The sequence below is a fragment of the Bacillus sp. FMQ74 genome (assembly GCF_001875785.1).
Classification (GTDB): Bacteria; Bacillota; Bacilli; order Bacillales; family Bacillaceae; genus Bacillus; species Bacillus stercoris.
This window is the reverse complement of sequence record NZ_MOEO01000005.1, coordinates 72,185-98,939: the sequence shown is the minus strand read 5'-3', so window position 1 is coordinate 98,939 and position 26,755 is coordinate 72,185. Positions and strand designations below refer to the sequence as shown.

Sequence of the window (26,755 nt, the reverse complement as noted above, 5' to 3'; positions counted from 1 at the left end):
AGTTGCTTCAAACGTAAGCGTATACAAACATTCTATAATAGAAATCAAGGCAAAATCAATGAATAACCGATATTGCAATTTACAAAAGAAAAAAGCTACAATAAGCTTATAGATAAGAAAAGGAGATTTCATCATGATTCATAAAAATTGGCTTGAAAAAGAAACAATTAAAAAAGTAAAGTGTGTGCAGACAAACGCAAAAAAATATATCGTAAACCGGGTCTTAACTCCGGGAAAAGAATATGAAGTAAAGAATGAAACAGAGGAGTTTCTCTTTGTGGTCGACAATACGAATAAAGTGGGCGGCTACTATAAAGAATACTTCGAAGAGATGTAATGTGCCCTTAAAGCATCACAGGTCTTGTTAAAAGCAGTCGATACATAAAACCGCAGCTCAGCTGCGGTTTTTTTGTGATTAAAACAGGAAATATAAAACAAAATGAATGAAACATTAAAAACCACTTTTTTTATAAAAACATTGCTGAATATTGAAACTTTTTTCTTAATATGTGCGTATTACTTGATGACAACAGCTTAAAAGCCGAAAAACAAATCAAAAATTTGAAAAATGTAATCTGTTCGTAATGGTTTAAATGTCTTCTATGTCGTATTCTTATATAGGGATAAAGGACTTATTTTTATGTAGTGAATGATAAAACAAATAGATAAATGCAGAAAGAGGGGTTCTTCATTGGGTATTTTTTCTGTTAGCAGATCAACGGACGCAAAGAAGCTTGAAGCTTTGCTCGTTGAAGGGGAAAGAATAGAATCGATTTATAAGCTCCGAGTGGACCAAATTTGCTTTACAAATAAGCGGATCATTTTCTTTGACAATAAAATGTTTTCCAAAAAGAAGGTTCGTGTATTTCTTCCATATAAAACAATTGAAAGCTTTGCCATCCAAGAAGCGGGAATGTTTGATCCGGACACTGGGCTGTTATTGATGACAAGAAGCAAAACGTTCGAATTAGAATTTGCGAAAGACACCGATTTAAGCGAAGTTCAGGCGGTGCTGACAAAGCATTTGTGCAGCTGAATATTTGATGAGCCAGCCGTTCAAAAAATGGTTAGGCTTTTTTTATATAAAAAAAGAACAGGGCATATGCGCCCTGTTCTTGTTATACCACACTGTTTTTCGCTGAGTTCGAATCAATAAGATCCGCATCTAATACATTTGAAATCGGTACGACAAGAGGAGTAAAGTCGCCATTTTCTTCTCCAAAGCCTTGATTTATTTTGGCTGATAAAAAGTAATCGACCTGCTGATACGGACCGAGTGTTAAAGAGGAACCACGGTCCATCGTATTGATTTTAAATCCGCCGACATTCACGACGGAGGGTGAAAAGAACATCTCATCACTTCCTTTTGATCGAGGAGTTAACCGCTTCACTTTCAAAAGAGGCCGGAGAATCAATTTGATCTCTGTCATCCACATGGCTTCTCGTGCCCATAAATCCGCTCGCATCTCCAAAATTCTGTCCGTAGCCTTGATTTTTTTTATCTGAATTTTGCCATTCTGCCAATAAATTTTGTCCTACGTTAACCGCTGAAGCATTTTCAAAGGAATTAATTTTCAGCATGAAAATATTAATATTGATATACGGAGTTGGTTGAACCACAGGCAAACCTCCTTTCTATAGTTGTATGCTGGCGGTTATAAAGTATGTTAAGACAGGGGGCTTCAAATGGATTTCGAAAAGATGAAGCAGTGGATGGAATTCGCACAGCAGATGTACGGCGGTGACTTTTGGAAACAGGTATTTGATGAAGACCAAAAAACCCCTTTTATGACAAATGGCCAATCTCCGTTTCCGTTTTCGCAGCAAGATCAGCGAGGGAAAGGAGATGCTTCATTTCCAAGCATGGATATTGTAGATACCGTTACGGAAGTCCAGTTTTTAATTTATCTTCCAGGCTACCGTAAACAGGACGTTCACATATTATCGTACGGAGATTATTTAGTGGTGAAGGGGCAGCGCTTTTCCTATTTTAATGAACAGGACTTTCGCCAAAAAGAAGGGAAATACGGAAGTTTTGAAAAGAAAATTCCGCTTTCTGATCATCTTCATGGAAAGATGAGTGCCATTTTTAAAGACGGAATCCTATACATCACCATTCAAAAAGACGAAGGTCAAGCGAAAACCATTGTTATAGATGATTGATTTTCATACTGAGTGCATCTGCCCCATCACGGTCATCAATTGATTCAATCGGAATGACCATGGCCACAAAATCTGCATTTTGTTCCCCAAAACCGTTATTTCTTTTGATAGCAGAGCACCTGTTCCTTAATTCCGCAGAACCAAAGGTAAGAGATGAGCCGGTGCCTATCGTGTTAGTTTTGAGAAGAGAAATATTGATGTTAGTCGGAAGCATGAAAACCTCTCCTTTCTTTGGGATATATCACATTATATATGTAGACGAAAGAGGAGTATGCAAAGGGTCGTGATGTCATGAAAAAAATGCTTAGGTCGCTGATCAGGCATTGTTTGAAACCAGAACTTGACAAACTGCGTGAATGTGAAGAAAGGCTTTCACTGCTTGAAGAACAGAACAACAGCAGCAAACAGGAGTCTGAAGAAACCTATATACATATTGAAACGCTAAATGTTGAAAAAATTGATTATCATCTTGAATTCGGCGAGCTGACCATTGATGAACTGAGCGGCAGATTAAATATAGGCGCAACCTATTATATACCGCCAGAAGAGAAAGACAAAAAGTGCCAGCGAAAACCCGAAGCACCATCAACACCAGCGGTCACGATCCGTTCAAAAAGGCAGTAGCTCATCTTTCCATCCATGTTCCCATGTTTGACAGGAGGCAAAACGGGAAACAGAATAGAAAGGAGAGGATATACATGGCACTGACAAATGAACAAACACAGCATCTCTATCATAAATTGCTCGATATGCAAAAAGAATTGTCTGGAGAGAAAAAGGAAACAGAATCAATGACAGAAGAAGTGGGGGAGCTTTCCAATGGGGTTGACAACCATATGGCAGACCACGGTACGCTCGTCACAGACCGGATGACAGACCAAACGGTGAGAGAGATTGACCGGGAGCTGTTAGAGGAGGTTAACCATGCATTACAAAAGATGAAAGACGGAACTTACGGCGTGTGTGAAAAAACTGGTCAAGACATTCCTTACGAAAGACTTGAAGCTGTTCCCTATGCAAGAATGACAGTTGAGGCACAAGCTGATATGGAGGATGATCTTGAGGGAGATGCTCCTTCATATGAACGAGCGTTTCACGAACAGGTAAAAGATCTATCCAACAAAGAAACAATTGATCAAAAAAGCTCACAGACGTATGAAATCTTAGATCGTGAACAAGATTCGAAGTAAAAATGGCAGGCAAGTACACCGATAATAGATGTACTTGCTTTTTTTTTTGAAAAAAATCTCATATTCAAAATAAAGTGATTGACTTCGAGTGAAAAAGAAAGTAACATACTATTTGTAAGTAAATATAAAAAGTTTACCGGGAGGAATACAAATGTCTACAGTTTTATTTGTAAAATCAAGCGACCGTACAGCTGAAGAAGGCGTTTCAACTAAACTTTACGAAGCTTTCTTAGCTGCTTATAAAGAAAATAACCCTAATGATGAAGTGGTTGAATTAGATCTTCATAAAGAAAACCTTCCTTACCTTGGAAGAGATATGATTAACGGAACATTTAAAGCAGGTCAAGGAATGGAAATGACAGAAGAAGAGAAAAAACAAGCAACAATTGCCGACAAATATCTGAATCAGTTTGTAAAAGCTGACAAAGTTGTTTTCGCATTCCCGCTTTGGAACTTCACAGTGCCAGCAGTGCTTCATACTTATGTTGATTATCTGTCTCGTGCAGGCGTTACATTCAAATACACACAAGAAGGACCAGTTGGTTTAATGGGTGACAAAAAAGTTGCACTCCTTAACGCGCGTGGCGGCATTTATTCTGAAGGACCAATGGCTTCTTTAGAAATGTCATTAAACTTCATGAAAACAGTTCTTGGTTTCTGGGGTGTTCAAGACTTGCACACAGTTGTCATCGAAGGACATAACGCAGCGCCTGATCAAGCGCAAGAAATTGTTGAAAAAGGTTTACAAGAAGCAAAAGATCTTGCTGCAAAATTCTAATGAACAAAAACTCCTTTCATTGCGATAGGAGTTTTTTTGTAGACATATTTATATAGAAGAAAGTGATGAATCCTCATAGCGAAAAAAGGCTGTTTTTTTATTGTAATATATTTTTTGATTTGTCGAATATTTGGATATAATAGCAAAAAACATTATTAATGGCTGGAAAAAGTTTTTCTAAACAATTGTTCTGGCCTCTTGATTAAAACCGCCTGATGGTGTACTATATAAAAGAAGCTACTTTGTGCGTATTGTTAATTAAGTTTTAACCTTTAAGCTGTAATAGGGAGTTTTATATCGAAGCCGGAATGTCATGCCTCCATTGCTGAGGACGACAGGAATGTTTCTGCAAACACCCACTTTGAGGAGTGGTGGTTTAAAACTTTCTTACTTGCATACGGCAAGACGTAGCGAAAGCCATTTCCTTTTGGAAATGGCTTTTTATTTTATCTGAAAAGGTTGGTATAGCAAAATTCAATTTTTGTGTGAAAGAAATGAAGGCCGCTTTTTTATGATATGATGGGAGAAATTCAAGGAAAAGCGAGGTTTACACATTATGTTACATAGAGCCCAATCCCTTCTGGCTCATTATTTTGGTTATGAAAAGCTTCGCAGCGGCCAAGATGAAGCGATCCGCTTGGTAACGGAAGTGAGGCAAAATACGGCCTGTATTATGCCAACGGGAGGCGGCAAATCGATTTGCTATCAAATTCCAGCATTAATGTTTGAAGGGACGACGATCGTCATTTCACCGTTGATTTCCTTGATGAAGGATCAAGTTGATGCATTAGAAGAAGCGGGGATTAACGCCGCCTACATTAACAGCACACAATCCAATCAGGAAATATACGAGAGGCTGAACGGACTCAAAGAAGGGGCTTATAAGCTTTTTTACATTACACCAGAGCGACTAACGTCCACGGAGTTTATCCGGATTTTGCAGGGCATAGATGTTCCTTTGGTCGCAATAGACGAGGCGCACTGTATTTCTCAATGGGGGCACGATTTCAGGCCAAGCTACAGGAATATTGAAATTTTGTTCCGTGAATTACACGACAAGCCTGTCATCATGGCGTTAACAGCAACAGCCACACCTGAGGTTCATGATGATATTTGCAAACAGCTGCATATTCAAAAAGAAAACACGGTATATACCGGATTTTCCCGAGAAAATTTAGCCTTTAAAGTAGTAAAAGGAGAAAATAAAGATCGTTTTATAGATGAATATGTGCAAAACAACAGACATGAAGCAGGAATTGTCTATACCGCGACCAGAAAAGAAGCTGATCGGATATATGAGAGATTGAAACGAAATCAGGTCAGGGCAGGGCGGTATCACGGAGGTTTGGCTGATGATGTGAGAAAAGAGCAGCAGGAAAGGTTTCTTAATGATGAGCTTCAAGTGATGGTGGCAACCTCTGCTTTTGGAATGGGTATTGATAAATCAAATATCAGATTTGTTCTGCATGCACAAATTCCAAAAGATATGGAAAGCTATTATCAAGAGGCGGGACGAGCCGGGCGGGACGGCCTTGCCAGTGAATGTGTTCTCCTGTTTTCACCGCAGGATATTATGGTGCAGCGCTTCTTAATTGAGCAATCAGAACATGAAGAGAAACAAAAGCAGGATTTAAAAAAGCTGAGACAAATGGTCGACTATTGTCATACGGAAGATTGTCTGCAGCGTTTTATCCTTATGTATTTCGGAGAAAAGGAGCCTGATGCGTGCGGACAATGCGGAAACTGCACTGATACAAGGGCGGCCCATGACGTGACGAGGGAGGCGCAAATGGTCTTATCTTGTATGATTCGCATGAAAGAACGATTTGGCAAGACGATAGTTGCCCAGGTGCTTGCCGGCTCCAAAAATAAAAAAGTTCTTGAAAACGGTTTTTCGGACCTTTCAACATACGGAATATTAAAACACCAATCAGTTGGTGAAATCAGTGATTTTATCGAATTTCTTATTTCTGACGACTTTATCAGGATGTCAGACGGAACATTTCCGACTCTTTTTGTCAGCAGTAAAGGAAGGAATGTGCTGAGAGGAGAATTATCAGTAACGAGAAAAGAAGCGTTAAAAGCGGCAGCGATAACTGAAAATGACGAGCTGTTTGAACGATTGCGCATGGTTCGGAAAGAAATTGCGGCTGAGCAGGGTGTTCCGCCATTTGTTGTCTTCTCTGACCAAACGTTAAAAGAAATGTCAGGAAAACAGCCCGTAAATGATGAGGAACTTCTGTCTATAAAAGGAGTCGGAGAACAAAAAAGAGCAAAATACGGCCGGCTTTTTTTACAAGAAATACAAGCTTATGCAAGGATGACAGACTAAAAAAACAGAAAAACAATCTTTTTTTCTATAAAAAACACATTTTATTTTCTCTGTTTTGTCTTAAAATAAAAAGACTTGCGAAGCCTATTATATCAAGGGTTCAGCAAGTCTTTCCATCAGAGAGAAATCCTTCATGTAAAGGAACTGTAATCTAAATCATATCTTTTTGTTATTGATTTGACATTTACGTGTGTTACGATATCACCTGTTAGCCGCCAATAAAAAGCTAACAAGGGAGGATTTACTTATGAAGAAGACGATTATGTCCTTTGTGGCAGTTGCTGCACTTTCTACAACTGCATTCGGAGCTCACGCTTCTGCAAAAGAAATTACGGTGCAAAAGGGTGATACGCTCTGGGGAATCTCTCAGAAAAACGGAGTGAACCTAAAGGACTTAAAAGAATGGAACAAGTTAACTTCTGATAAAATCATTGCAGGAGAAAAACTGACCATTTCTTCAGAAGAAACAACCACTAATGGGCAATATACAATTAAAGCGGGAGATACGCTTTCTAAGATTGCTCAAAAATTCGGCACGACAGTCAACAACCTGAAAGTTTGGAATAACTTAAGCTCTGACATGATCTATGCTGGATCAACTCTTTCAGTAAAAGGTCAGGCAACAGCAGCAAACACAGTTGTTGAGAATGCGCAAACAAGCGCACCTCAAGCTGCACCAAAACAAGAGGCTGTGCAAAAAGAGCAACCTAAACAAGAAGCTGTACAACAGCAACCTAAACAAGAAACAAAAGCTGAGGCAGAAACTTCTGTTAACACAGAAGAGAAGGCTGTTCAATCAAATACAAATAATCAAGAAGCTTCAAAAGAACTAACAGTTACTGCTACTGCTTACACTGCTAACGACGGCGGCATCTCCGGCGTTACGGCAACAGGCATTGACTTAAATAAGAACCCAAACGCGAAAGTTATCGCGGTTGATCCTAATGTGATTCCACTAGGTTCTAAAGTCTATGTTGAAGGCTACGGGGAAGCAACAGCAGCAGACACTGGCGGCGCTATTAAAGGAAATAAAATTGACGTATTTGTACCAAATAAAAGCGATGCATCAAATTGGGGCGTCAAAACTGTAAGTGTTAAAATCTTAAACTAATGATATAGATTGTGATAAAAGACATGAGCTTTTGGCTTGTGTCTTTTTTTCTTTATCATATGCTGATAAAAGAAAAGTGGTCCCGTTTTTCTTTTTATGTGCGATTCAGGGGCTCTCATGTTCAATGAATGATTCTGCATTACAGAGACATTTTGCGCCATGACATTTATAGCTGGTTGTTAATATCCTTGATCGGTGAAATGAACTGCTAAATATCTTTTTTGGCGGATAAAAAGCAGTTGGATGTAGCAGTTGCCATATACGGAATGGTATTTATTTTAGATGGTTTTTAATTGTCAAATTAGGCACTCTTGCAGTTGGGCAAGGCAGTTTGTAAAGCGAAGCAGTCAGCAGATGACTTTCCATACTGAAAACGCAATTCAATCGATATCAAGCAATTCGGCAGTGGCCGACGATTTTAACAGGACATCTAGTCAATCTAAGGCTGTTAAGCATATAATCGTTCAGTAGGCATTAGAAGCGAAGGATATGGATCCGTCTTCTAATTCTGGTTTCGGCGATGTTTTCCATCGGGAATTCCGGTTAACAAAAAAAGGATCTTGGCAGGGATGCCAAGATCCTTTTTTATTTAAACCAGCCTTTTTCTTTTGACCGGGTAATGGCTTCAATTCGATTTTTCACTTCAAGCTTTTCTAGAATCATTGAGATATAATTTCGCACCGTCCCGCTTTTGATGCTGAGTTCCTGAGCGATTTCTTTTGTATTTTTACCGTCAGCCACAAGTTCAAGCACTTCTTTTTCTCTATCTGTCAGAGGGTTAGCCTCGCTGTATAAGTCCTCCATCAGCTCAGGTGCATAGATGCGCTTTCCGTTCATAACGCTACGGATGGCGCTGGCGAGCTCTTCGCTCGGACTGTCTTTTAATAAATAGCCTTTTACGCCTGCTTTAATAGCTCTCTGAAAGTAGCCGGGTCTGGCAAAGGTGGTTAGGATTATAATTTTGCAGCCTGTATTCTTTAGCTCCTCGGCAGCTTCAAGGCCTGTTTTTCCAGGCATTTCAATGTCCATAATACATACATCAGGCTGGCGTTTTTTGACAAAATCAACAGCATCTTGGCCGGTTGTACCTTTTCCTACGACTTCCATATCGTCTTCTAGGTTTAGAAGTGATCCTAAAGCGCCCAGCAGCATTTGCTGATCTTCTGCAATAAATATACTAATCATGTAAGCCATCCTTTATGTTTATTTTGAATTATTAGGAATTGCCATGGTAAGCTTGGTGCCGTTTTCGGTATCGATGTGAAGGCTTCCGTTTGCAAACTCAAGCCGTTCTCTCATCCCGAGTAAGCCATGTCCTTTGGAAAAGGAATTTTCTTCTCCTTTAAATGTTCCATCGTCAGACACTGTAATGACAACTTCCTTCCAGAGCTGCTGAATGTCTACTCGGCAAGTTTTAGCCTGACTGTGTTTGACGACATTTGTAACTGCTTCTTTTAAGCACATGCTCAAAATGTTTTCATTAAGCAATGAGATATTTTCGGGCCACTTCTCTTCTTCATAGATAAACGTAATGTCTGCGGCTTCGAGAATCTGTTTAATGTTGATCAGTTCATCCTTGAGCCGGATGCCTTTCATGGAGGATACGATTTTTCTTACTTCATTTAAAGAAGTTCTCGCTGTTTGCTGAACACTTTTCAGTTCACGAGCTGCTTGTTCGGGATCTTTGTATATCAATTTTCTCGCTAAGTCGCTTTTTAATCCGATAAGAGAAAGCTTTTGTCCAAGCGTATCATGGAGATCGCGGGCAATTCGCTGCCGTTCTTCTAATTTTACCAGTTCTGCAATCCGTTCATTTGCATCCTCAAGCTTTTCTTCCAGCCGTTCGCGTTCCTTGCGGCTTCTTATACTGAAGGGCAATAAAATCGCGCTGATGAGGGTAATGACGACAAAAGGAATTTGAGTCAAGAAGAATTCCTTTTTTAATACGAGACTGAAATTAGCTGCGACCGCCGCGCTTATTAAATGAACATAATATAAAATATGAAAAGGGACGCGTTCCTTAATGTTTCCAATAAAATACGCGATAAAAAAAGCAAAATAAATATAACTGAACAGAGTAATGGAGGACGTCGAAATGCCAATTAATAAAAACCCCCACAAATAAATGGTCCAGCCTTTTGAGACGAAAGCAAATCTATATACGGAAAAAAATAAAAGCGTCAAAATGATGCCGACAATAATAACAAATGTAGATGATGATTTCCATATAAAGTAGAAGGGGAGGATGAAAAATATTGTCCATATATAGGGCGTAATCCCGCTTAGTTTTTGAAATGTAAAATGCTTTTTAATCATGATCTTACCTCATTTTCTGCTTTTCATCTTACTTGTAACTTTATCATTGTGAAAGCCGGAATGCACCCTCCAATAATAAAAAGGAAGTCCTCTAGTATATTAGAAGACCTCCTTCATCATCAGGCGTTCTTTCGCAACTGCTCTTTTTCTGTTGAACCAGGCGAAGAGCTTGAAGGTTTATGTTTGATGTCCCGAAAGGACACAAATTGTTTTTTATCTTCATCCCAAAGGCGGAATGCAAGTGATTGCAGACTTGTTTTTAAGGTGATTGTCGGTACGTTTTTTAATGGTTCGTGATGTTCATGAGCCACTTCAAGCTTATAGTTAGGCACCTTTGGACTCAAATGATGAACGTGGTGGTAACCGATATTGCCAGTCAGCCATTGAAGCAGCTTCGGAAGTTTATAAAATGAACTGCCTTCAACAGCGGCCTGAACGTAGCTCCAGTTTTCATCCGCTTCAAAATAAGAATCTTCAAAGGTATGTTGCACGTAAAACAACCAAACACCGATTGAACCTGAAATCAGAAATATCGGGCCTTGAACGAGCAAAAACGATTGCCAGCCAAAGATCAGACAGCAAGAGGCAGCCAACGCGGCAATTGCCAGATTCGTAAGGTATGTGTTTACACGCTCCTTGCGTCTTGCGCCTTTTTTGTTAAAACGGTTCGTGATCAGAAAAACATAAATCGGTCCGAGAATAAACATGATAAACGGGTTTCTATAAAGTCTGTATGCAAGCTTTGTTCGTCTGGATGCAGCTTTATATTCGTTCACTGTTAACATCCAGATATCTCCTGTTCCGCGTTTATCCAGATTGCTGCTTGTCGCATGGTGAATCGAGTGGCTGTGCTGCCATTGAAGATACGGGAATAAAGTCAGGACACCTGTCAGAAAACCGAGAATATGGTTATAGCGTTTTTGTTTGAAAAAAGATTGATGGCAGCAGTCATGGAAGATGATAAAAATTCTTGTCAGAAAACCCGCGGCAATCACTGTTAATGCTAACGTAAGAAGATAGGAGACATTGAGGCTGAGATAAGCAAGAAACCATAGGCCAAAGAATGGAATAAACGTGTTCAAAAGCTGAATCAGGCTGTTTTTCGTTTCAGGCTGAGCAAATGCAGCGACTTGCTTTGTCAGCTGTTTTTGTTTATGTGCAACGGTTTGTTCAGTCATAGTAAGTATCCTCTCATTGTGTGTCTCGGTTCAGTATACGCTAATGAGAGAAGTCTTTTGTAGTAGCACACATCATGCCTCCTATATGACATTTGTCATGTCTGGTGCGCCTTGCATAACCGATTGCGCTAAAAAAGCTTGTAAAATAATTTACAAGCTGATTAATGTTTATCGATCCATATTCGTGATGTGCCTGAAACAGCTTCAATCCTGCATGTTCCCCCTATAGGGAATGTGGCAATTGGCGAGGTATGCCCAGCATTTATATTTGCGATGATCGGGATGCCGGATAATTCTTTTTTTGTTTCGATCATGGCTTTTACAAGATCTATTGATACGTTTGATGCTTTCTGAAATCTGCCGATCAAAATACCCTTTACATGTGAAAAAGCGGGGAGGTGGATGAGTGATTGCAGATCGCGGTCAAACATGTGGATGTCTGACATATAATCATCTTCAATCAATAAAATGGTATGTTCTGTTTCTGGAAAATACTCCGTTCCTTGCAGCAAATTAAGCGTGCATAGGTTTCCGCCAATCAAAGTGCCTTCCGCATAACCCTCTTGAATCACAACAGGTCCGTTATTAGGATAAAAATGCCTGCTTTCTTGATCCAAATACCAGCGGTCATCGCTCCATTCGCTCGAAGGATGAATCTCAAACGGGTCGTCCGAAGCGCAGCAAGAAAGAAAATAATCTTTTGTATAATCGAGCCCTTTTTTCATGGCAAATGTTGAAAAGAGGGGGCCTGAATACGTAACAAGACCCGTTTTTTGATAAATGGCATTGCTGAGGGCCGTTATATCGGAATAGCCGCACAGAATTTTTGGATGCTGTTTGATTTTTTCGTAATCAAGATAGCGCAGCAGCTGATTTGAATTGAAGCCTCCGAGTGTTGTTAAAATCGCTTTGACGCCGGGATCAAAAAAGGCCGCGTGCAGATCATCAACTCTTGATTCGATAGAGGATGAATCAAATTCGTTACATTCATTTGCATGTTCAGCAATGGTGACCCGATAACCTAAGCGTTCTAATGTTGTTTTTGCTTGAATTTTTGCTTCGTTTGATAATATAGACATGCTGGTTGCGGGAGACACAATCCGGATCTCGTCTCCCTTTTTCAGTTTTGAGGCGTACATAGAACCCTCCATCAATGGTTTTACACCATTACAGCACATCTTGGCTCATTATTCCAGGTTTTTTTACAAATCAACCCATTTAATGCTGCCGGATTGGGTATCAGGATCGACGCATACTTTGAATTGATGTTTTTCGTAAAAATGAATCAGCCGGTCTACATGATTCCAATCCCGTTTGGCGATGTCTCCGGTGACTTTCGGTATATTGTGGTCTCTTGCAATATCTTTTAAATATTTCATGCAAATGGAACCAAACCCGTGATTCGGAGGGCCTTTGATGTCCCCGATATGAATGGCATCATCCTTATAAGATGCTACAAGTGAAAAACAGCCTTTTCCTCTATAAGCCGTTTTACAATCGGTAAGCATAATTTTGCATGTTTGGCCATCATCAATCGAGGAAACAATCATCCACTCTTGATGTTTCGATTGATCAATACCAAGCACTTTGGCATCTTTAGATAAATCCTTCATATTCTCCTGCATCCGGTAAATTTGAAATTCTAAATCATTTAACTCTTCCTCAAGCTCTTGACGATTTTTTTCTTTAATAGTAAACAAGATCAAACTCCTTTCAAAAATCAGCTTAGAAACACAGTTACCAATTGTATTAGAAGAGAGGCGTATTGTAAACAACAATTCCATTATTACTAGAAATTAGCGCAAAGTCAGGTTTGATCGTTTTTAAGAGAGGAAAAAGAAAACTAACCTGTGAAAAAGGAGGAATCGGAATGGCGATTGATTCATTGATTAACAAATTACAGTATGTCCAATTGGAACCGCCGGATAAAATTCTCTCCCTGTATCTTAATACAGACATGAGAGATCCAGAGCAGCAGGGGGGAGAATGGAAGATTGCCCTAAAGTCAGGATTCAGCCGATTAAAAGAGTATTTGGCAGCTAGTGATCCAGAGGAGGAAAAGTGTCTGGATGGAATCAGGGTTAAAATGAATCAATACTTGAATGCAATGGGAAAAGACATGCCCCGCAGTCTCGTGTTTTTTGTTTCCGACAGCGGCATATGGGAACCGATTAAGCTTCAAGTCCCTGTAGATACTAGATTTTACTGGGAAGAAACAGCTGTCCTGGATCAGCTAAGGAGTTTGCGCCAAACATATCCAAGTACGGCGTTTATTTTAACTCAACAGCATGAAGTGAAAATTATTGAAACCGTTTTAGGAAAAATTGAGGCGGTGGAGCGTTATGAGTATGATATGATCAATGAGTCTTGGAAGAATTGCCATTCCGCTGTAGACAAAGCGGCACCATTTGAAGAGAACCGGATGAGGGAACATGTAACAGAGAACCAATCGAGACTGTATAAGCGGCTGGCTGCCAGCCTTGATCAAAAAGCTGCTGCGAAAAGATGGGAACGAATGGTTATCGCCGGTGATAAAGAAACGGCCGATATCTTGGATCAGCATATGAATAAACCCATTCATTCGAAAATTCAAAAGAACCTCCTGAATGAAAATGAACATAAGGTCATTCAACATCTGATAAAAGAGGCGTAAATCTAACAGGGCCGGGGCTAATAGCCGCCGGCCTTTGAAGTGTGTCTAATTTCTGACGAAGCAGTCGAAAACGTTGACATCTTCTTTGAATTTGCATACGATTTGGATAGCCAGTACAAATTAGGAGAGGTCACCAAATGAATCAAACAGAAAATAAACCGAAAAATTACACGGGGATTGTCCTCACGCTGACAGTTCTGATTAACGGTTTAATCGCAGTGCTGTTTTTTATGCCTAAATTAGATCAGTTCAGCCATGCGAATATTCACATTTTGCCCATGCTGAATGCGATATTCAACAGCTTTACGTTTATCTTCTTATTGGCCGCGCTGATTATGATTAAACAGAAAAATATTAAAGCTCACAAACGCTTTATCTTGGCCGCATTCACAACAACATTACTATTTTTGATTTGCTATGTGACTTACCACTCAATTGCGGAAAATACGCTTTATGGCGGAGAAGGGATTATGCGTCCGATTTATTTCTTTATTTTAATTACACATATCTGCCTTTCTGCAATCATTGTGCCGCTTGCGCTGTTTACGCTGATCAGGGGTTTCAGCATGCAGGTAGAGCGCCATAAAAAAATCGCCAGATGGACAATGCCTTTATGGCTGTATGTAAGCCTTACAGGCGTTATTGTATATTTGATGATTTCACCGTATTATTAAAAGCCATACTGAGTATGGCTTTTTTTACATGAAAACATGACAAAAGCCCAAATTCATGTTTGGGCTTTTGTCAGCAAATTGATAGACTCTTATTCATGAGCCTTGGATTCCATGGTTTCAAGTGTTGCAACCTGCATAGATTCTTCAACAGTTTTTGTTTTTTCTTTTACTTTTTCTGCATACGTATAATCACCGTAGCAATACGGATAGCGGAAATTGTTCATGTTTCCCCCGCAAGTATACAGATCAGGATTTTTTTTGACTTGCTGCTCGGAGTATTGTTTTGCCAATTCCTCAGTATGCGTTCCTCCATGTTCAGCTACAAAATCAATGTAACCTGCCCCCATGTTGTAGCTTTGAATAATGGTATCCAAATCCACACCTTTTTCCTTACCGGTCTTGTACATGAGGGTAAATTGCTTGATGCCTTGTTTAACACTGAGTTGAGGGTCTGTTATCTCGTTGCGCTTTAACCCCAGAGATTCAGAGGACTGCATGGGATCATTGCCTTTTCCTTTTGACTCCTGATACATCATGCCTAATATGAGTGATGTATAATTAGGGAGTCCCTGGCTTTCAAGCTCTTCTTCCACCAAGGGTTTGTAATCGGTTAAACGTTCCAAAACAATCGTTTTCGTATCGATCGGAAGTTTTTTGATTAAATCCCGGTTAAAAAAAAGCAAGACCAATAAAAAAGAGGCGATGACAAAGACAAAAATCATCATAAAACCCGCAGCAGCGAAACAGCCTTTTCTCTTTTTCTTCACTGTGTTTCACCCTCAATGTTTGGAGCAGTATGACCTTTTTATTATGACATAGAACGACAAATCAGACCAAGTAAAAACCTGATTTGAAACATAAATTTAAACTATGAGATTGAAATGGAACACAAGCAGGCTGTTTTGCACTCAAGCGCATTTGTTATAAGATAAAATTATGAATAAAGAGGTGATACATATGACTGAATTTAGAGAAACGGAACAATCGGCTGCTGATCTGGACGAGGAGACTTTGTTTCTAGTAGCGCAAACATTCAAAGCGCTTTCTGATCCTACCCGAATCAGAATTCTTCATTTATTGTCACAGGGTGAACATGCAGTAAACGGAATTGCAGAAAAGCTGAATTTACTGCAATCCACAGTGTCCCACCAGCTTAGATTTTTAAAAAATCTCCGGCTTGTCAAATCGCGCAGAGAAGGAACATCGATTTATTACTCTCCGGAGGATGAACATGTTTTAGATGTTCTTCAGCAAATGATCCATCATACACAGCATGATTGAAAAAGACATCCTTGCTTAACTCGCTGCTAGCGGGCAAGGATGTCTTTTTCTTTATTGTGTTCGTGCTGTTCGAGTTCGTTTCGGCTAAGCTTGATGACAAAAGAAGAAAAAACGATATAATAAACGGCTATCAGAAAACAGACGCCAATTGTCAGGGGGTCCGTTCCGATTGACTGACTGTATGATCCAAGGCTGTTTAGATCAGGTGAGGTAAGATAAAGCTCCGTCACTCGATACAGAAATCTTGATAGAAACAAAGTTAAGAGAATCACCTCTACCCAAATATGAGTCCGAAAATAGATCTTTCCTCTGCGTTTTTCAAAGGAGATGTTTTTCTTAGCAAAAAAGACAAGGAACCATCCGCCAAGAATACCCAAAATGAGATATCCAAATAAAAAAGGGTGAATGAGGCTGAAGATTGAAAGTCCAAAAGCAAACAGCGAGAAAAGAATGATGCGGGTGAACAGCCAGCGGGGCTTCAGCGGCTGGTATCCGATGGACCTTTTAATTTTTTTATACAGAAAAAAGATGATAATCATGGCAGGATAAACGCTTTGAAGTGTAAAATGCATGATGTGAAATCCCCTCCGTTGAGAAGTGTATGCTTATCCGGTTGGAAATAGTAGCTGAAATAAAATACTGAACACAAAAAAGAAGGGGAAACCCCTGTTTTCATAACATATGCGAGGTGTATTCGGCCGCATAATAGATATGCCCAAGCTTTATCAAAATGTTATGATTGTTTTGATGGAAAATACAAGAAGAAAAGGTGCGCAGAATGAAACTGGAACGTTTGTTAGCGATGGTTGTATTATTAATCAGCAAAAAACAAGTGCAGGCTGCTGAACTTGCTGAGCTGTTTGAAGTTTCAGTCAGAACAATTTACCGTGATATTGAGGCGATCAATAAAGCTGGTATTCCAATTGTGACCTCACAGGGCTCCGGGGGCGGAATTGGCATTATGGAGACGTATCGGCTTGAGAGAGAGTGGCTGAAAGAGGAGGAGCTGTTTGCGATCGCTTCTGCTTTGCAGAGTGTCTCTTCTATGCATGAACCTGTTTCTCACAGCACCGCTTATCAAAAAATCAAGCACCTCATATCTGAGCAGTCAGCTGAAGCATTTAAGCGCCAAACTGAAAAATGGTTTATTGACATGACGGCTTGGGGCCAGACTGAGGATCAAAAGGCGCTTCGTGAGAAAATCAGCGCCGCCATCGATCGATTGTCAACGATATCTTTTACATATACAAGCGCAAGCGGGGAAACACTGCTTCGGGAAACTGAACCTTATACATTGGTTTGCAAGGCGGGGCACTGGTATTTATATGCCTACTGCCTGGTAAGAAATGATTTTCGTTTTTTTAAACTAAACCGGATGAAAGATCTGGCCATCTTACATCAGACCTTTATCAGAAAAGACATTCAGCTGGACACTTTGCCATGGGATAAGAGTTGGTACCAAAAGGACCGTTTAACTGAATTGGTTATTCTTGTTCAGCCGGCAGCACGTCAGCGCATAGGTGAATGGTTCGGATATGATCTCCTTCACTGTGATGAAGATGAAATCTGCCGGGCAGTGATTTCACTTCCAGAAGATCAATGGCTGATCGGTTTTTTGCTCCAGTTCGGAAAGGATATTGAGGTTCTGCAGCCTCTTCATATACGGGATAAAGTAAAAGAAACCATTCATCACATGCAAAAAATATATGAAACCTGACACACTGCTGTCAGGTTTCTTTGTCTATAATCTTAAAAAAAAGGAGGAGATCGTATGGGCTTTTCACATATGACACACTTAGACCGGAAACGATTTGCCGGACTCTCACAACGAACGAGCAACGCACTGGAAATGACGGAAGAAAGGAGGATTCCCGCACTGTGGGACCAATTCTGGAAGCAGGATGTGAGCGATCTTTTATCACAGGGAGAAAAAGACCAGAGCATTATTGCCTTATATTCGAATTATGAACAGGAGACAAATGGGTTTTACACATATTCAGTCGGAACGTTTCAGGAATACGACGGCATTCTTCAGGAACCATATGAAAACATTGATTTGCCTGCTTCCGCTTACGCTGTTTTCAAGTCCAGAATCGGTCCTATTGAAGAGATTGTGCTTGAAACGTGGAAGGAAATTTGGACTTGGGATAAGCGTCATCTGCGCACGTTTACAGGTGACTTTGAGATGTATGATCGAAGTGCTGCAGTGCCACAGCGGGCACAAGTTAACATTTATGTTGCGATAAAAAAATAATAAACTCTTGAAAAACTAATGGTGTTAGTTAATAATAAAACTAACACCATTAGTTTTTGTTAGGAGGAATAAAAAGATGAGGATTACTCAGTACCAAACGGTTTGGCAGCTGACTTTTTTTCCAGCATTGTTTCCGGTTAATTGCTATTTAGTAGAGGAAGAAAACAAAGTCACCCTTATTGATGCCGCACTGCCAGGCAGCTATAAAGGGATTATTCAAGCTGTGAATCAGCTTGGAAAACCGCTTCAGCATATTTTACTGACTCATGCACATGGGGACCATGTCGGATCACTGGATACATTGACACAAACATTTCCGCATGCAAAGGTCATGATCTCGGAGCGGGATTCATTCTTGCTGCAAGGTGACACATCCTTACGGCCTGATGAGCCGCAGACGCCTGTTAAGGGAGGTATTCCGAAACACGTACAAACAAAGCCCCACCAACTGCTGACGGGCGGTGAAACAATTGGTTCCCTGCTTGCCATTCCAACACCGGGCCATACACCGGGCAGCATGTCATTTCTTGATACAAGAAACGGCACTTTAATAGCAGGGGATGCGTTTCAGTCGCGCGGAGGAATCGCTGTTTCAGGCCAGATAAAATGGACGTTTCCTTTTCCCGCTTTCGCCACATGGAATAAGGAGGAGGCCATCAAAAGTGCACAATTGCTCGCCGATAAGGCGCCTTCCTGTCTCGCTGTCGGACATGGGAATTTCCTGCGATCACCCTCAGAGCAGATGAGCCAGGCGATCCAAAAAGCAAAGAAAGGATGATGAGCATGTCACCGAGAATAGGATTAACCCAAAAAATGATTATAGACGCTGCAGCTGAGATCGCCAATCAGGAAGGGGTAAATGGTGTCTCACTTGCAGCGCTTTCTAAAAAAATGAATGTACGCCCTCCGTCATTGTATAACCATATCAACGGGCTTCAAGCAATCAGAACAGAACTTGCTGTCAGAGGTCTGACAAAGCTTTTTGATCAAATGGCGGATTCTGTAACGGAACTAAAGGGAGATGCCGCTATCCTTTCTTTAGCTCATGCATATGTTGATTTTGCAATTGAAAATCCCGGATATTATGAAGCGGCTCTGCTTAAGGTTCAGGACAAAAGGGCGGAAATCGCTTCAGACCAGATTATCCGTCTTGTGACCGAGCTGCTCATTGGAAACGGCTATGCAAGTGAAAAGACTGCCATTCATGCGACAAGGGGGCTCAGAAGCCTGTTGCATGGCTTTACTGCTTTAATTGCAAAAGAAGCATTTGAACGAGAGGAGAACATTTCAGAAAGCCTGTCATTTTCAATTCGAACGTTTTTGTCAGGTTTATTAATAAACAATAAAACTATTATGTAAACATATAAAAGGTGTCATATATTTCTGAATATTGTATAATGTCAAGGGAGTATACATAGGGGAGAGACATTATGCAATGGATGACATTCACAAGATTGAACGGTTAGCGGCAGCTTCATGGCCGCCTTATATTCAAAAAAGCATAGGGCAATGGCTTCTCAGAGCGAATTTTGGTGTAACCAAAAGGGCAAATAGCGTATGGACTTCTGCGGATATGCCTGAAGGGGATGTTCAGCTAGAGGCCGAACTTTTTTATCAAAGTTTAGGCTTGCCTGTTTGTTTTCATATTAGCAACGCATCACCGAAAGGGCTTGATGACGCATTGGCAGAAAGCAGATATGAAAAGGTTGACGAGTGCTTCCAGATGACAGCGTTGTGCCGGTCGATTATGTGCCGAACAAATGATAACAACCGATTTACATACAAGTGGGAACAAGAGCCATCATCTGTTTGGATAGATGAATTTATTCAATTAGAAGGGTTTTCGCCCGAGCGTCATCAAGGTTAAACACATTTTAAAACACATTTTCAAACGCATGCCCCGTGTAAAACTTTTTTCAATATGTATGACAAAGGAAGCCTGACAGCGCTTGGGACGGTTTCTGTTATAGATGGTTATGGCGGACTTAGTAATATTGTTGTAGCCGAGGAGCACAGAGGAAAAGGGGCGGGAACCCAAGTGATCAGGGTGTTGACTGAATGGGCAAAAAACAACGGAGCGGAACGCATGTTTTTACAAGTGATGAAAGAAAATCTGGCGGCAGTTTCTTTATATGAAAAAATCGGATTTTCGCCTATATCGGAACACCATTACCGGATCAAAAGATGACCAAAGGAAGGGGGTTGCCGATGGATTCGCTTCAAGAGATTATTTGCGAAAAACGGACATACACACGCATTTATCATTCACATAAGCACGCATACAGCCAATTTCTTTTTCCGCTTGAAGGGAGTATAGATCTTGAGACTGAGGGGCGCCAGGTGAAATTAAATCCGGATCATTTTTTATATATTCCACCGGAGTGCGAGCATCGCTTCCGTTCTATCGGAAGAAATGAATGTCTTGTACTGGATGTTCCGCTTCATGCAATGAAAATTGATGAGTATCGTGCAGGATCGGGAATTGAAGCTGCACTCGATCCTTTCTGGTCTTCGATCAGGTACTTGCTGACAGAGGAAGCAAAGGCCGGAAAAGCCAACTCGCTTCATATGCTAGTACAATACATAAAAGAAAAGCTTCAATCCCATAGCTATGCCTCAATTGCATACATTCACAGCCATTTATTTGAGCGGCTGACGATTAAGAAGCTGGCAGAAATCGAGCATTATCACCCAGCTTACTATTCAAGCTGGTTCAAAAAACAGACAGGGAAGTCCCCGCAGAACTATATTGCCGACCTTCGCCTTGAGGAAGCAAAACGAATGCTGATGGAGAGAAATGAAACCCTTACTGTCGTGAGCGAGGCGCTGGGTTTTCAAAACCTTTCTTCTTTTACCAGATGGTTCACAAAAAACACAGGAATGCCGCCCCGCCTGTATCGAAACACCTTATATTCAGATAAAAAATAATGGCTCTTTGGTTAAACGAATCTTGAATATCTCCTTTACAATAGGAGAAAAAGGAGTTATTGATATGGCAGTCATTGAAGACTTTGAGAAATTGGATATCAGAACGGGAACAATTGTAAAAGCGGAAGAATTTCCTGAAGCAAGAGTACCGGCAATCAAGCTTGTAATAGATTTTGGGACGGAAATCGGCATAAAACAATCGAGCGCACAAATCACGAAGCGTTACCAGCCGGAAGGTCTCGTCAACAAGCAAGTCATAGCAGTCGTGAACTTTCCGCCTCGCCGGATCGCCGGATTCAAATCGGAAGTCTTGGTCCTTGGCGGCATTCCCGGCCAGGGCGATGTTGTTCTGCTGCAGCCGGATCAGCCTGTTTCAAACGGCACAAAAATCGGATAACACAAAAAAGACGTTTGCCTAAGGCAAACGTCTTTGCGTATTGAGGCGATGCACCACACGCCACATTCGTGTGTGCCGCAAAAGGCATGTACATCGGCTTACACAATTCAGCTCATCGCTATATGAATATAGCATGGCGGGCGTAGGAATGCAAGGGTTACTTTGTTAATGTGATTGAAAACGTAATAAAACTTGTCTTATTTTGATTTGATTGTATGACAATAATGGTTTAGAGTTTGGCAACAATAACATGGAATGTGACCTGATTGTGACCCGAAGTGTGATCTCAAACACATTTTAAGAGTTGGCAGAAATACTGTTAAATCAATGAAAACGTACTAAATATTAAAGTGAATACAAGGGACTACTGTGACCTGGATTTTTGATCTGGGTCTTTTTTGATGATAAATGCCCCAAAAAGGACATCATTTTTAATCTAGACTTTTAATTGGTTTAATTATATTAGGTTCACCAAAAGCTATCTTTTCTTTATGTCTCTTCAATGAGAGTATTCAATACTCTAAGCAATCCAGAGATTAAGGCTTTTCTGCTGGAGATATGTGAAGAAGTTGCAAGAAGGGAACGTACATACTACTAGTTAGTCGAACAATAAGTCTGGAATTGACTACAAAAAAGATGAGCTTGGGATTGGGTTTCACCCAGTGAAAACAATAGATGTTAATACAATATAACGTTGGATATTTATAGAGCTGCTGATGCTCTTTTGTGAGAAGTATCTCAGTTACGTTATCAAATATTAAGAATGATGTTAATCAACAGTTGAGTTTATTTGAAGTGGATAATGAAAAGAGAAGGAAGCTCTGGTTTGTCATAGATGGAATAAGATAGTAAATACGGCTTAAAAGCCATTCTGAGAGCAGTTTTTTATACATTCGCAGGAACTGCACTTCACAGAGCTGGGCTTACTGGGGGACATAAATCATAAAATAAAAGCCCACTCAAATGTATGAGTTGGGCTAAATTAATTAATCAATCAACCTTTTTTAACCTCCGACAGGCCTTTCAGCTACCTGGATGTTAGATGGTGAATCTGTACTCAATTGCGTTAAAGCTACCCCACTTAAAATTACAGCTAAAATAGATACGCAAAGCACAAGTTTTTTCATAAGATTCCCTCCACCTGGTTCATTTTCTGTTCAGCCCAAATTTTCGCATTGAAAAAGCTTGTTGCTTCTTCAAAAGCACCTATTGATTCAAACCTTTTTGCAGCTATGTAGGACAATTCATCTACACTTTCAAGTTCATTTTGCTGTTTTAAAAACTCAATATTACTAATACAATTATTGAAATTATTTTTTAATTCCCCACAATAAAGGTTGTATAAGATGCTAATTTTGGCTTCGTATACTTTATTCTCCATTAATGTGAGTCTTTCCTGTGCTTTATTGTAAAAATTAATTGCTTTCATTTTTTTGTCAATTTTAAAGAGTTCTTTAATCATCATGAATAAAGAATTTATATAATAAATTGAATGTAACCAAGATTCATTTCCTATTGCTTTTTCAAGAGATTTAATGCATTTATCAGGTTTGTTCCAATCAGAATAAACGATACTGAGGTTGTGATATAATTGAGCTTTCAAAAATTCATCTTTTGTTTCTTTTGCAATATCAATTGCTTCTAAATAATATTTTTCTGCTTCCTCAAATCGTTTCATATCAGCATAGTTTGCAGCTGCAATCATTGTTGAAGTAGCTAGTTTGCATTTATAATCAGGGTGTCGCTTATATATTGAAATTGCATTTTTTATATAGTGTTGTGCCACAATGCTTTGTTTAACAAGAGTGTATAAGTAAGAGACTTTAGAGTAAAATTCAGCTGCTTCAATTTCATCTGGAATTTCTGCAAGCTTTTTCTCAGCTAATCCATATAGGTTAATTGCTCGATCATAGTTTTTGTTGTATGCCTCATACATTGCTTCAAATAAATAAAAGTTGTATTCTAATTTGTCATTTGTTTTTTTAATGAAGTTTTGATTGTCTTCAGTGAAATAGGTGTGCATTTGTAAAGGTTCTCCTCGTGAGGAATGTAGCAACATTTTATGTCTTTCTTCTAATAGACTATAATACGCAAGAACCTCTTGATCTTCTTCCATTTCATCAAAAAGTTTCTTTATCTCTGAATAATATTTTATTGACTCATCAACCTTTTGCTTTTTTATAGCAATGTACCAGTCATTCAGTGTAGTAGCGACAACTTCTGAAGCGATCTTACTCATTCAAACCCCTCTTTCTGAAAATTTCAAAAATCTCTCGAAAATAATCATAACATAGTCATTGAAAAAATTGTAAAAGGATGTAAAGTTTTCTGCAATTTTTTCATTTGAAAAAACGAAAAAAAATACCCTCCTCAATCAAGAGAAGGGTATGGGGTTTATCTCGGTGAATCATAATCCATTGCTTGTTCACTATCAGAAATACCTTGAGTTGTTGGATCAACAATAATGCCCATTGCAGTTAAAAAAGTTAGAAGAGCATTAAATTTCTCTGTTAAATCGTCACCAAATACAGTCAAGTCATATCCAAAAGCAGAGGCAATTGCTTATCGTAAAAATTTATAATGAGCTAAAAAAGACAGTAAACATAAGAATTTTTGATACTTTAATTAGTGAATAGGGGGTAAACGAGCGTAAAACATAAGCGGGAGTAGGGGAAAGTGGTTGTTTTAAGAAGATATTGATAAAAAAGGAAAATTTTAAGAAGGAAAAACGTTGATACTATAGGCTTTTACGATAGCGATTACGATGTGAAAAAGGGTGATTCTGATGTGGAATTAGGAAAATGAAAATTTGGATAGGGTGTGGAAATGGAAGTGCTATGGGTACATTTGTTCTTGCTTTTGAGTATTTGGATGTTAATATACCCCCATATAATGGTAGTGTAATCCCTATATAATAACTCTTATACCTGCATTTCAGTTACATATAATGGTTATGCTCGAATGCTTTATGGATGCATATAAAAAAGGGAAAATCAAGAATATTTTTTTGAAAGCAGAATAACTTCTGTCTTAAAATGGGATAAATTACTTTGTTTTTGATCGTTATCGTAACAGGAAAAATTAATACGAACACTTATTATGTCCTTAATAAGCAAAATGTTCTGAGTAAAGTACTATATATTCAATGATCTCGACTGACTAAACCTTATATGCAATATAAGATATGGCCAAGTAATTGTTATTACTCAGCGGTAACAGAAGAGAAGGAATTAGGGAAAGCATTTGATTTCATACATAAAAGACCGCATAGAAAGAAGCATTTAGCATAAAAAAGGCAAAGAGCTATAACTCTTTACCATTAGTCGATTTCCTTAACCGATTCGCAATGTACTTCATTACATTTACTGCAATCGTTACCAATGCAATAATTAATGCTATTTCAAATAAGAGGGTATATCTAAAATTCACATTAAGCTTTTCAAAGTAATCGCTGGTAAATGAGAGCAGTTGATAAACTCCTAGCATCAAAAGAATAAAGGTAACTCCTAAAATAACAAGTGACTTTTTAGAATAATCCTTAGCATGTTCAAAATTATAAATCATTATTGATACAAATAGCAAAGCCGTAGCAATCTTATGCGATAGCGATTCATCGGCCGAAAATGTTTGCACTACTATGCTGATAATTAATCCAACAATTCCGATTGTTTTATTCAAGGCAACACCAACTTGTATATAAAAAGTTAAGTATGAGTTTACCAATTAAAGGGGATTTTCTCAAGATGGTGCACATTAAAGTTAAATTAAAATCGTGGTTTTATCAAAAATCCCAAGGAATTAAATTAATGAATACATATGAAGTGGATAGTTAATGAGTGGAAAAGTGCAAAATCAAGAAACTTTAACTGTTAAAGAGGTAAGACAAGTATTTTTCAAAAGAAGAGGAATGACATGTACAGGAAGATTTTCGATATGGTTAACGGTAGTGAAGAGCAATCAAAAATAACTGATTGGCTACATAACTTAAATCGACATTAAAGTTTCGAAAAGGAGGATTTCTGAACAAGGAGATGTTTATAGAGAGGAGGGAGAATACATAGAGAACGCAGATCTTCACACTTTACCAATCGGGACAAAATTCTTTGTGCAAAACGGTTGTTGGAAGGGTGAAATTGTTTCGGTGAATGAAAAGAAACATTTATATATGCCACAGATTGGAGAGATGAGGGAAATCAAAGTCGGATCAACTGGGTTGAATATAGAGATTGAATAAAAGATAGTTTTTAACTAAACATATAAGGATGGATCGTTATCGATAAAAGTACACGCATCGATAACGATCGCAGAGGGGGATGTTAATCTCTATAGCGGCGTCTTTCCTCAAAGTCATCGCGATACTCATTCTGCTTTGACTTGGACTTGAAGACAAACCAAATTACAGCAGCTAGTGAATAATCCATGACTTTAACAAAAGTCCAATTCGCAAAAAAATCTAGAAGAAATTTCATTAGATTCCACCTCCGAGAATATGTGGCATCTGTCTTTTGTGATGCCTCTACAATATAAAGAGTGAAATGCAATGTGAAAATCTAAAAAGAATTGAAAAAAAATATAAAAATAATAAGAGAGGATGGGAATATGACAAAAACTAATGAGAAGATTCATGTGCTTGTCGACGAAAAATTAGGAGACATTAAACGCGAATACTTGGAGATAGATCGGGAGGCAAAGGTTGGTGAGAAAATTATCCTTAGAGATGATGATGAGATAGGTACGTTTCTCAGAAGCGATTCAAGTTTTGTTTACTTAGATTTATGCGGCTATAGGAACGGAGTTGCTTGCGATCCAGCCTGTTGCCGTGTACTCGAACCGACCAACATCGTTCACAATGACGGTCAGCGCTACGAAATGGTCGATCGTAAAGCAAAAGTGGGGGAGAAAATTATTTCGATTACTAAGTGTGATATTTACAGTAAAGGGGAAATTGGAACTGTTGGGTATCAAAGTCCACCCCACTATATTTATGTTCGATTTGAAACGAGGGCATCCGCCCGAAGTGTTTCACATGAAGATTACCTCGTTCTCCTCCCACTAGATAAACATGAGAAGATTCACAAAAATAAAAACAGTGGATATAAAGAAATGAAAAATCTCATACATAACGAATTAGGTATCACACGGCAAGATATTCAAGAAATGATTAATGTTGCGGTTTCTAATGAAGTTCAGAAGATGTCTGAGTCAGGAAAGCTGGATAGTATTGCGGGGGTAAAAATCGAGTCTCTTATTGAAGAAGGTTTTAGGGATGGAGGTCGATTGCTCTATGGATTTAAAGAAGGGGTATCAGAATCAGTTTCCGAAGAGGTAGGTAAACGTATTGCAAATGTATTGAACATTAATGTGAAATTAAAGGAGGAAAGGAATTAAGGGGTTCAAACATTCAAGGCGACACCTAAAGGTGCTATGATTTCAAGAAAATCGAATAATGTTGTAAAGGTGCTTATAGCGTTAATGAAGTGATTGTCCATGCCACCAACTC

The 26,755-nt window shown here is 39.2% G+C and carries 31 protein-coding genes, 1 other RNA gene and 6 pseudogenes; 23 read left to right on the top strand and 15 right to left on the bottom strand.

All coding sequences use genetic code 11. The features are described from left to right. Positions 1-133: 133 nt before the first annotated feature. Together BLL41_RS11315 and BLL41_RS11310 are read left to right on the top strand one after the other, a co-directional pair. Positions 134-337 carry a DUF6501 family protein gene (locus tag BLL41_RS11315; RefSeq protein ID WP_003231245.1) on the top strand — a complete coding sequence of 68 codons (204 nt, stop codon included), beginning with the start codon at positions 134-136 and terminating at the stop codon, positions 335-337. Positions 338-691: 354 nt separating this feature from the next. After that, complete coding sequence (locus tag BLL41_RS11310) at positions 692-1,036, top strand: PH domain-containing protein (RefSeq protein WP_003220141.1); 345 nt, start codon at positions 692-694, stop codon at positions 1,034-1,036. 82 nt (positions 1,037-1,118) lie between these two features. On the opposite strand, the gene BLL41_RS11305 is transcribed toward BLL41_RS11310, so the two are convergent. After that, complete coding sequence (locus BLL41_RS11305) at positions 1,119-1,352, bottom strand: hypothetical protein (protein ID WP_014664266.1); 234 nt, start codon at positions 1,350-1,352, stop codon at positions 1,119-1,121. Between the two features lie 4 nt (positions 1,353-1,356). Continuing rightward, positions 1,357-1,620, bottom strand: coding sequence for a hypothetical protein (locus BLL41_RS11300; protein ID WP_004399338.1), 264 nt, complete (start codon positions 1,618-1,620; stop codon positions 1,357-1,359). A gap of 66 nt (positions 1,621-1,686) precedes the next feature. Between BLL41_RS11300 and yocM the strand changes: the two genes are divergently transcribed. After that, on the top strand, positions 1,687-2,163 hold the full coding sequence (gene yocM, locus BLL41_RS11295) for a salt stress-responsive protein YocM (protein WP_014664265.1): 477 nt from the start codon (positions 1,687-1,689) through the stop codon (positions 2,161-2,163). Here the strand turns inward: yocM and BLL41_RS11290 are convergent. Beyond that, positions 2,150-2,377, bottom strand: a complete 228-nt coding sequence (locus BLL41_RS11290; RefSeq protein ID WP_071577920.1) for a hypothetical protein — start codon at positions 2,375-2,377, stop codon at positions 2,150-2,152. The two genes, yocM and BLL41_RS11290, sit on opposite strands and share 14 nt — an antisense overlap. A gap of 77 nt (positions 2,378-2,454) precedes the next feature. Between BLL41_RS11290 and BLL41_RS11285 the strand changes: the two genes are divergently transcribed. The 6 genes from BLL41_RS11285 (at position 2,455) to BLL41_RS11260 (ending at position 7,574) form a co-directional block, all read left to right on the top strand. Beyond that, complete coding sequence (locus BLL41_RS11285) at positions 2,455-2,787, top strand: hypothetical protein (protein WP_071577919.1); 333 nt, start codon at positions 2,455-2,457, stop codon at positions 2,785-2,787. Positions 2,788-2,861: 74 nt separating this feature from the next. Then, positions 2,862-3,353 (top strand): TraR/DksA family transcriptional regulator, encoded by a 492-nt coding sequence (locus BLL41_RS11280; RefSeq protein ID WP_071577918.1) that lies wholly within the window; start codon positions 2,862-2,864, stop codon positions 3,351-3,353. Positions 3,354-3,504: 151 nt separating this feature from the next. Next, positions 3,505-4,131 (top strand): FMN-dependent NADH-azoreductase AzoJ, encoded by a 627-nt coding sequence (azoJ, locus tag BLL41_RS11275; RefSeq protein WP_071577917.1) that lies wholly within the window; start codon positions 3,505-3,507, stop codon positions 4,129-4,131. Positions 4,132-4,362: 231 nt separating this feature from the next. Beyond that, positions 4,363-4,549: non-coding RNA, 6S RNA (ssrS, locus tag BLL41_RS11270), on the top strand. A 138-nt stretch (positions 4,550-4,687) separates the two neighbouring features. Further along, on the top strand, positions 4,688-6,463 hold the full coding sequence (gene recQ / locus BLL41_RS11265; RefSeq protein WP_071577916.1) for a DNA helicase RecQ: 1,776 nt from the start codon (positions 4,688-4,690) through the stop codon (positions 6,461-6,463). Positions 6,464-6,710: 247 nt separating this feature from the next. Beyond that, positions 6,711-7,574, top strand: coding sequence for a LysM peptidoglycan-binding and 3D domain-containing protein (locus BLL41_RS11260; protein WP_071577915.1), 864 nt, complete (start codon positions 6,711-6,713; stop codon positions 7,572-7,574). Positions 7,575-8,159: 585 nt separating this feature from the next. Here the strand turns inward: BLL41_RS11260 and desR are convergent. The 5 genes from desR to BLL41_RS11235 form a co-directional block, all read right to left on the bottom strand. Beyond that, positions 8,160-8,759, bottom strand: coding sequence for a two-component system response regulator DesR (gene desR, locus BLL41_RS11255; protein ID WP_071577914.1), 600 nt, complete (start codon positions 8,757-8,759; stop codon positions 8,160-8,162). Between the two features lie 18 nt (positions 8,760-8,777). Next, positions 8,778-9,890 carry a two-component sensor histidine kinase DesK gene (gene desK, locus BLL41_RS11250; RefSeq protein ID WP_014664256.1) on the bottom strand — a complete coding sequence of 371 codons (1,113 nt, stop codon included), beginning with the start codon at positions 9,888-9,890 and terminating at the stop codon, positions 8,778-8,780. Positions 9,891-10,009: 119 nt separating this feature from the next. Further along, positions 10,010-11,068: a Delta(5) desaturase DesA gene (desA, locus tag BLL41_RS11245; protein WP_071577913.1), complete on the bottom strand. Its 1,059-nt coding sequence runs from the start codon at positions 11,066-11,068 to the stop codon at positions 10,010-10,012. A gap of 161 nt (positions 11,069-11,229) precedes the next feature. Continuing rightward, complete coding sequence (locus tag BLL41_RS11240; RefSeq protein ID WP_071577912.1) at positions 11,230-12,207, bottom strand: S66 family peptidase; 978 nt, start codon at positions 12,205-12,207, stop codon at positions 11,230-11,232. A gap of 63 nt (positions 12,208-12,270) precedes the next feature. Continuing rightward, on the bottom strand, positions 12,271-12,768 hold the full coding sequence (locus tag BLL41_RS11235; RefSeq protein ID WP_071577911.1) for an N-acetyltransferase: 498 nt from the start codon (positions 12,766-12,768) through the stop codon (positions 12,271-12,273). 170 nt (positions 12,769-12,938) lie between these two features. On the opposite strand from BLL41_RS11235, the gene BLL41_RS11230 reads away from it, so the two are divergent. Together BLL41_RS11230 and BLL41_RS11225 are read left to right on the top strand one after the other, a co-directional pair. Continuing rightward, positions 12,939-13,721 (top strand): VLRF1 family aeRF1-type release factor, encoded by a 783-nt coding sequence (locus tag BLL41_RS11230; RefSeq protein WP_071577910.1) that lies wholly within the window; start codon positions 12,939-12,941, stop codon positions 13,719-13,721. A 137-nt stretch (positions 13,722-13,858) separates the two neighbouring features. After that, positions 13,859-14,395: a DUF420 domain-containing protein gene (locus BLL41_RS11225; protein ID WP_003231280.1), complete on the top strand. Its 537-nt coding sequence runs from the start codon at positions 13,859-13,861 to the stop codon at positions 14,393-14,395. An 89-nt stretch (positions 14,396-14,484) separates the two neighbouring features. Here BLL41_RS11225 and BLL41_RS11220 read toward each other — a convergent pair whose 3' ends face one another. Next, on the bottom strand, positions 14,485-15,162 hold the full coding sequence (locus tag BLL41_RS11220; protein WP_071577909.1) for a lysozyme family protein: 678 nt from the start codon (positions 15,160-15,162) through the stop codon (positions 14,485-14,487). Positions 15,163-15,352: 190 nt separating this feature from the next. Between BLL41_RS11220 and czrA the strand changes: the two genes are divergently transcribed. Beyond that, positions 15,353-15,676 (top strand): Zn(II)-responsive metalloregulatory transcriptional repressor CzrA, encoded by a 324-nt coding sequence (gene czrA / locus BLL41_RS11215; RefSeq protein WP_003231284.1) that lies wholly within the window; start codon positions 15,353-15,355, stop codon positions 15,674-15,676. A 26-nt stretch (positions 15,677-15,702) separates the two neighbouring features. Here czrA and csk22 read toward each other — a convergent pair whose 3' ends face one another. Continuing rightward, positions 15,703-16,248, bottom strand: a complete 546-nt coding sequence (csk22, locus tag BLL41_RS11210) for a mother cell-specific sporulation protein Csk22 (RefSeq protein ID WP_071577908.1) — start codon at positions 16,246-16,248, stop codon at positions 15,703-15,705. A 206-nt stretch (positions 16,249-16,454) separates the two neighbouring features. On the opposite strand from csk22, the gene BLL41_RS11205 reads away from it, so the two are divergent. The 8 genes and pseudogenes from BLL41_RS11205 to BLL41_RS23070 all read left to right on the top strand — a co-directional run. After that, on the top strand, positions 16,455-17,393 hold the full coding sequence (locus BLL41_RS11205) for a helix-turn-helix transcriptional regulator (RefSeq protein ID WP_071577907.1): 939 nt from the start codon (positions 16,455-16,457) through the stop codon (positions 17,391-17,393). A gap of 54 nt (positions 17,394-17,447) precedes the next feature. Beyond that, positions 17,448-17,930, top strand: a complete 483-nt coding sequence (locus tag BLL41_RS11200; protein ID WP_071577906.1) for a GyrI-like domain-containing protein — start codon at positions 17,448-17,450, stop codon at positions 17,928-17,930. 76 nt (positions 17,931-18,006) lie between these two features. Then, on the top strand, positions 18,007-18,708 hold the full coding sequence (locus tag BLL41_RS11195) for an MBL fold metallo-hydrolase (protein ID WP_071577905.1): 702 nt from the start codon (positions 18,007-18,009) through the stop codon (positions 18,706-18,708). A 5-nt stretch (positions 18,709-18,713) separates the two neighbouring features. Continuing rightward, the gene (locus BLL41_RS11190) at positions 18,714-19,289 is read left to right on the top strand and encodes a TetR/AcrR family transcriptional regulator (protein ID WP_071577904.1); all 576 of its coding nucleotides are present in this window, start codon (positions 18,714-18,716) and stop codon (positions 19,287-19,289) included. 76 nt (positions 19,290-19,365) lie between these two features. Continuing rightward, positions 19,366-20,118, top strand: a pseudogene (locus BLL41_RS11185) (GNAT family N-acetyltransferase). Positions 20,119-20,132: 14 nt separating this feature from the next. Next, positions 20,133-20,858: an AraC family transcriptional regulator gene (locus tag BLL41_RS11180; RefSeq protein WP_083427995.1), complete on the top strand. Its 726-nt coding sequence runs from the start codon at positions 20,133-20,135 to the stop codon at positions 20,856-20,858. Between the two features lie 64 nt (positions 20,859-20,922). Next, complete coding sequence (gene csaA, locus BLL41_RS11175; protein WP_017697558.1) at positions 20,923-21,255, top strand: chaperone CsaA; 333 nt, start codon at positions 20,923-20,925, stop codon at positions 21,253-21,255. A 532-nt stretch (positions 21,256-21,787) separates the two neighbouring features. Then, a pseudogene (locus BLL41_RS23070) lies at positions 21,788-22,201 on the top strand (DinB/UmuC family translesion DNA polymerase); the annotation flags it as partial. Between the two features lie 58 nt (positions 22,202-22,259). On the opposite strand, the gene phrK reads toward BLL41_RS23070, so the two are convergent. The 3 genes and pseudogenes from phrK to BLL41_RS11155 form a co-directional block, all read right to left on the bottom strand. Continuing rightward, complete coding sequence (gene phrK, locus BLL41_RS11170) at positions 22,260-22,382, bottom strand: phosphatase RapK inhibitor PhrK (RefSeq protein WP_004399440.1); 123 nt, start codon at positions 22,380-22,382, stop codon at positions 22,260-22,262. Then, the gene (gene rapK, locus BLL41_RS11165) at positions 22,379-23,494 is read right to left on the bottom strand and encodes a response regulator aspartate phosphatase RapK (protein WP_071577902.1); all 1,116 of its coding nucleotides are present in this window, start codon (positions 23,492-23,494) and stop codon (positions 22,379-22,381) included. The genes phrK and rapK overlap by 4 nt, the downstream gene beginning before the upstream one ends. Before the next feature lie 155 nt (positions 23,495-23,649). After that, positions 23,650-23,817: pseudogene (locus BLL41_RS11155) on the bottom strand (phage holin); the annotation flags it as partial. 624 nt (positions 23,818-24,441) lie between these two features. On the opposite strand from BLL41_RS11155, the pseudogene BLL41_RS23300 reads away from it, so the two are divergent. Beyond that, positions 24,442-24,545, top strand: a pseudogene (locus BLL41_RS23300) (hypothetical protein); the annotation flags it as partial. 13 nt (positions 24,546-24,558) lie between these two features. On the opposite strand, the gene BLL41_RS11150 reads toward BLL41_RS23300, so the two are convergent. After that, positions 24,559-24,933, bottom strand: a complete 375-nt coding sequence (locus tag BLL41_RS11150; RefSeq protein ID WP_071577901.1) for a YoqO family protein — start codon at positions 24,931-24,933, stop codon at positions 24,559-24,561. A 234-nt stretch (positions 24,934-25,167) separates the two neighbouring features. On the opposite strand from BLL41_RS11150, the pseudogene BLL41_RS11145 reads away from it, so the two are divergent. Then, positions 25,168-25,489 (top strand): annotated as a pseudogene (locus BLL41_RS11145) (hypothetical protein). A gap of 10 nt (positions 25,490-25,499) precedes the next feature. Here the strand turns inward: BLL41_RS11145 and BLL41_RS11140 are convergent. Further along, positions 25,500-25,724 (bottom strand): annotated as a pseudogene (locus BLL41_RS11140) (hypothetical protein). A 130-nt stretch (positions 25,725-25,854) separates the two neighbouring features. Here BLL41_RS11140 and BLL41_RS11135 point away from each other — a divergent pair. After that, positions 25,855-26,643: a hypothetical protein gene (locus tag BLL41_RS11135; protein WP_071577899.1), complete on the top strand. Its 789-nt coding sequence runs from the start codon at positions 25,855-25,857 to the stop codon at positions 26,641-26,643. Positions 26,644-26,755: the final 112 nt, after the last annotated feature.

What these genes read in the sequence shown, in the direction of transcription:
- BLL41_RS11315 (WP_003231245.1), top strand. Translation starts at nt 134, where the DNA reads ATGATTCATAAAAATTGGCTTGAAAAAGAAACAATTAAAAAAGTAAAG.
- BLL41_RS11305 (WP_014664266.1), bottom strand. Translation starts at nt 1,352, where the DNA reads ATGTTCTTTTCACCCTCCGTCGTGAATGTCGGCGGATTTAAAATCAAT.
- yocM (WP_014664265.1), top strand. Translation starts at nt 1,687, where the DNA reads ATGGATTTCGAAAAGATGAAGCAGTGGATGGAATTCGCACAGCAGATG.
- BLL41_RS11290 (WP_071577920.1), bottom strand. Translation starts at nt 2,377, where the DNA reads ATGCTTCCGACTAACATCAATATTTCTCTTCTCAAAACTAACACGATA.
- BLL41_RS11285 (WP_071577919.1), top strand. Translation starts at nt 2,455, where the DNA reads ATGAAAAAAATGCTTAGGTCGCTGATCAGGCATTGTTTGAAACCAGAA.
- BLL41_RS11280 (WP_071577918.1), top strand. Translation starts at nt 2,862, where the DNA reads ATGGCACTGACAAATGAACAAACACAGCATCTCTATCATAAATTGCTC.
- azoJ (WP_071577917.1), top strand. Translation starts at nt 3,505, where the DNA reads ATGTCTACAGTTTTATTTGTAAAATCAAGCGACCGTACAGCTGAAGAA.
- recQ (WP_071577916.1), top strand. Translation starts at nt 4,688, where the DNA reads ATGTTACATAGAGCCCAATCCCTTCTGGCTCATTATTTTGGTTATGAA.
- BLL41_RS11260 (WP_071577915.1), top strand. Translation starts at nt 6,711, where the DNA reads ATGAAGAAGACGATTATGTCCTTTGTGGCAGTTGCTGCACTTTCTACA.
- desR (WP_071577914.1), bottom strand. Translation starts at nt 8,759, where the DNA reads ATGATTAGTATATTTATTGCAGAAGATCAGCAAATGCTGCTGGGCGCT.
- desK (WP_014664256.1), bottom strand. Translation starts at nt 9,890, where the DNA reads ATGATTAAAAAGCATTTTACATTTCAAAAACTAAGCGGGATTACGCCC.
- desA (WP_071577913.1), bottom strand. Translation starts at nt 11,068, where the DNA reads ATGACTGAACAAACCGTTGCACATAAACAAAAACAGCTGACAAAGCAA.
- BLL41_RS11240 (WP_071577912.1), bottom strand. Translation starts at nt 12,207, where the DNA reads ATGTACGCCTCAAAACTGAAAAAGGGAGACGAGATCCGGATTGTGTCT.
- BLL41_RS11230 (WP_071577910.1), top strand. Translation starts at nt 12,939, where the DNA reads ATGGCGATTGATTCATTGATTAACAAATTACAGTATGTCCAATTGGAA.
- BLL41_RS11225 (WP_003231280.1), top strand. Translation starts at nt 13,859, where the DNA reads ATGAATCAAACAGAAAATAAACCGAAAAATTACACGGGGATTGTCCTC.
- czrA (WP_003231284.1), top strand. Translation starts at nt 15,353, where the DNA reads ATGACTGAATTTAGAGAAACGGAACAATCGGCTGCTGATCTGGACGAG.
- csk22 (WP_071577908.1), bottom strand. Translation starts at nt 16,248, where the DNA reads ATGCATTTTACACTTCAAAGCGTTTATCCTGCCATGATTATCATCTTT.
- BLL41_RS11205 (WP_071577907.1), top strand. Translation starts at nt 16,455, where the DNA reads ATGAAACTGGAACGTTTGTTAGCGATGGTTGTATTATTAATCAGCAAA.
- BLL41_RS11200 (WP_071577906.1), top strand. Translation starts at nt 17,448, where the DNA reads ATGGGCTTTTCACATATGACACACTTAGACCGGAAACGATTTGCCGGA.
- BLL41_RS11195 (WP_071577905.1), top strand. Translation starts at nt 18,007, where the DNA reads ATGAGGATTACTCAGTACCAAACGGTTTGGCAGCTGACTTTTTTTCCA.
- BLL41_RS11190 (WP_071577904.1), top strand. Translation starts at nt 18,714, where the DNA reads ATGTCACCGAGAATAGGATTAACCCAAAAAATGATTATAGACGCTGCA.
- csaA (WP_017697558.1), top strand. Translation starts at nt 20,923, where the DNA reads ATGGCAGTCATTGAAGACTTTGAGAAATTGGATATCAGAACGGGAACA.
- phrK (WP_004399440.1), bottom strand. Translation starts at nt 22,382, where the DNA reads ATGAAAAAACTTGTGCTTTGCGTATCTATTTTAGCTGTAATTTTAAGT.
- rapK (WP_071577902.1), bottom strand. Translation starts at nt 23,494, where the DNA reads ATGAGTAAGATCGCTTCAGAAGTTGTCGCTACTACACTGAATGACTGG.
- BLL41_RS11135 (WP_071577899.1), top strand. Translation starts at nt 25,855, where the DNA reads ATGACAAAAACTAATGAGAAGATTCATGTGCTTGTCGACGAAAAATTA.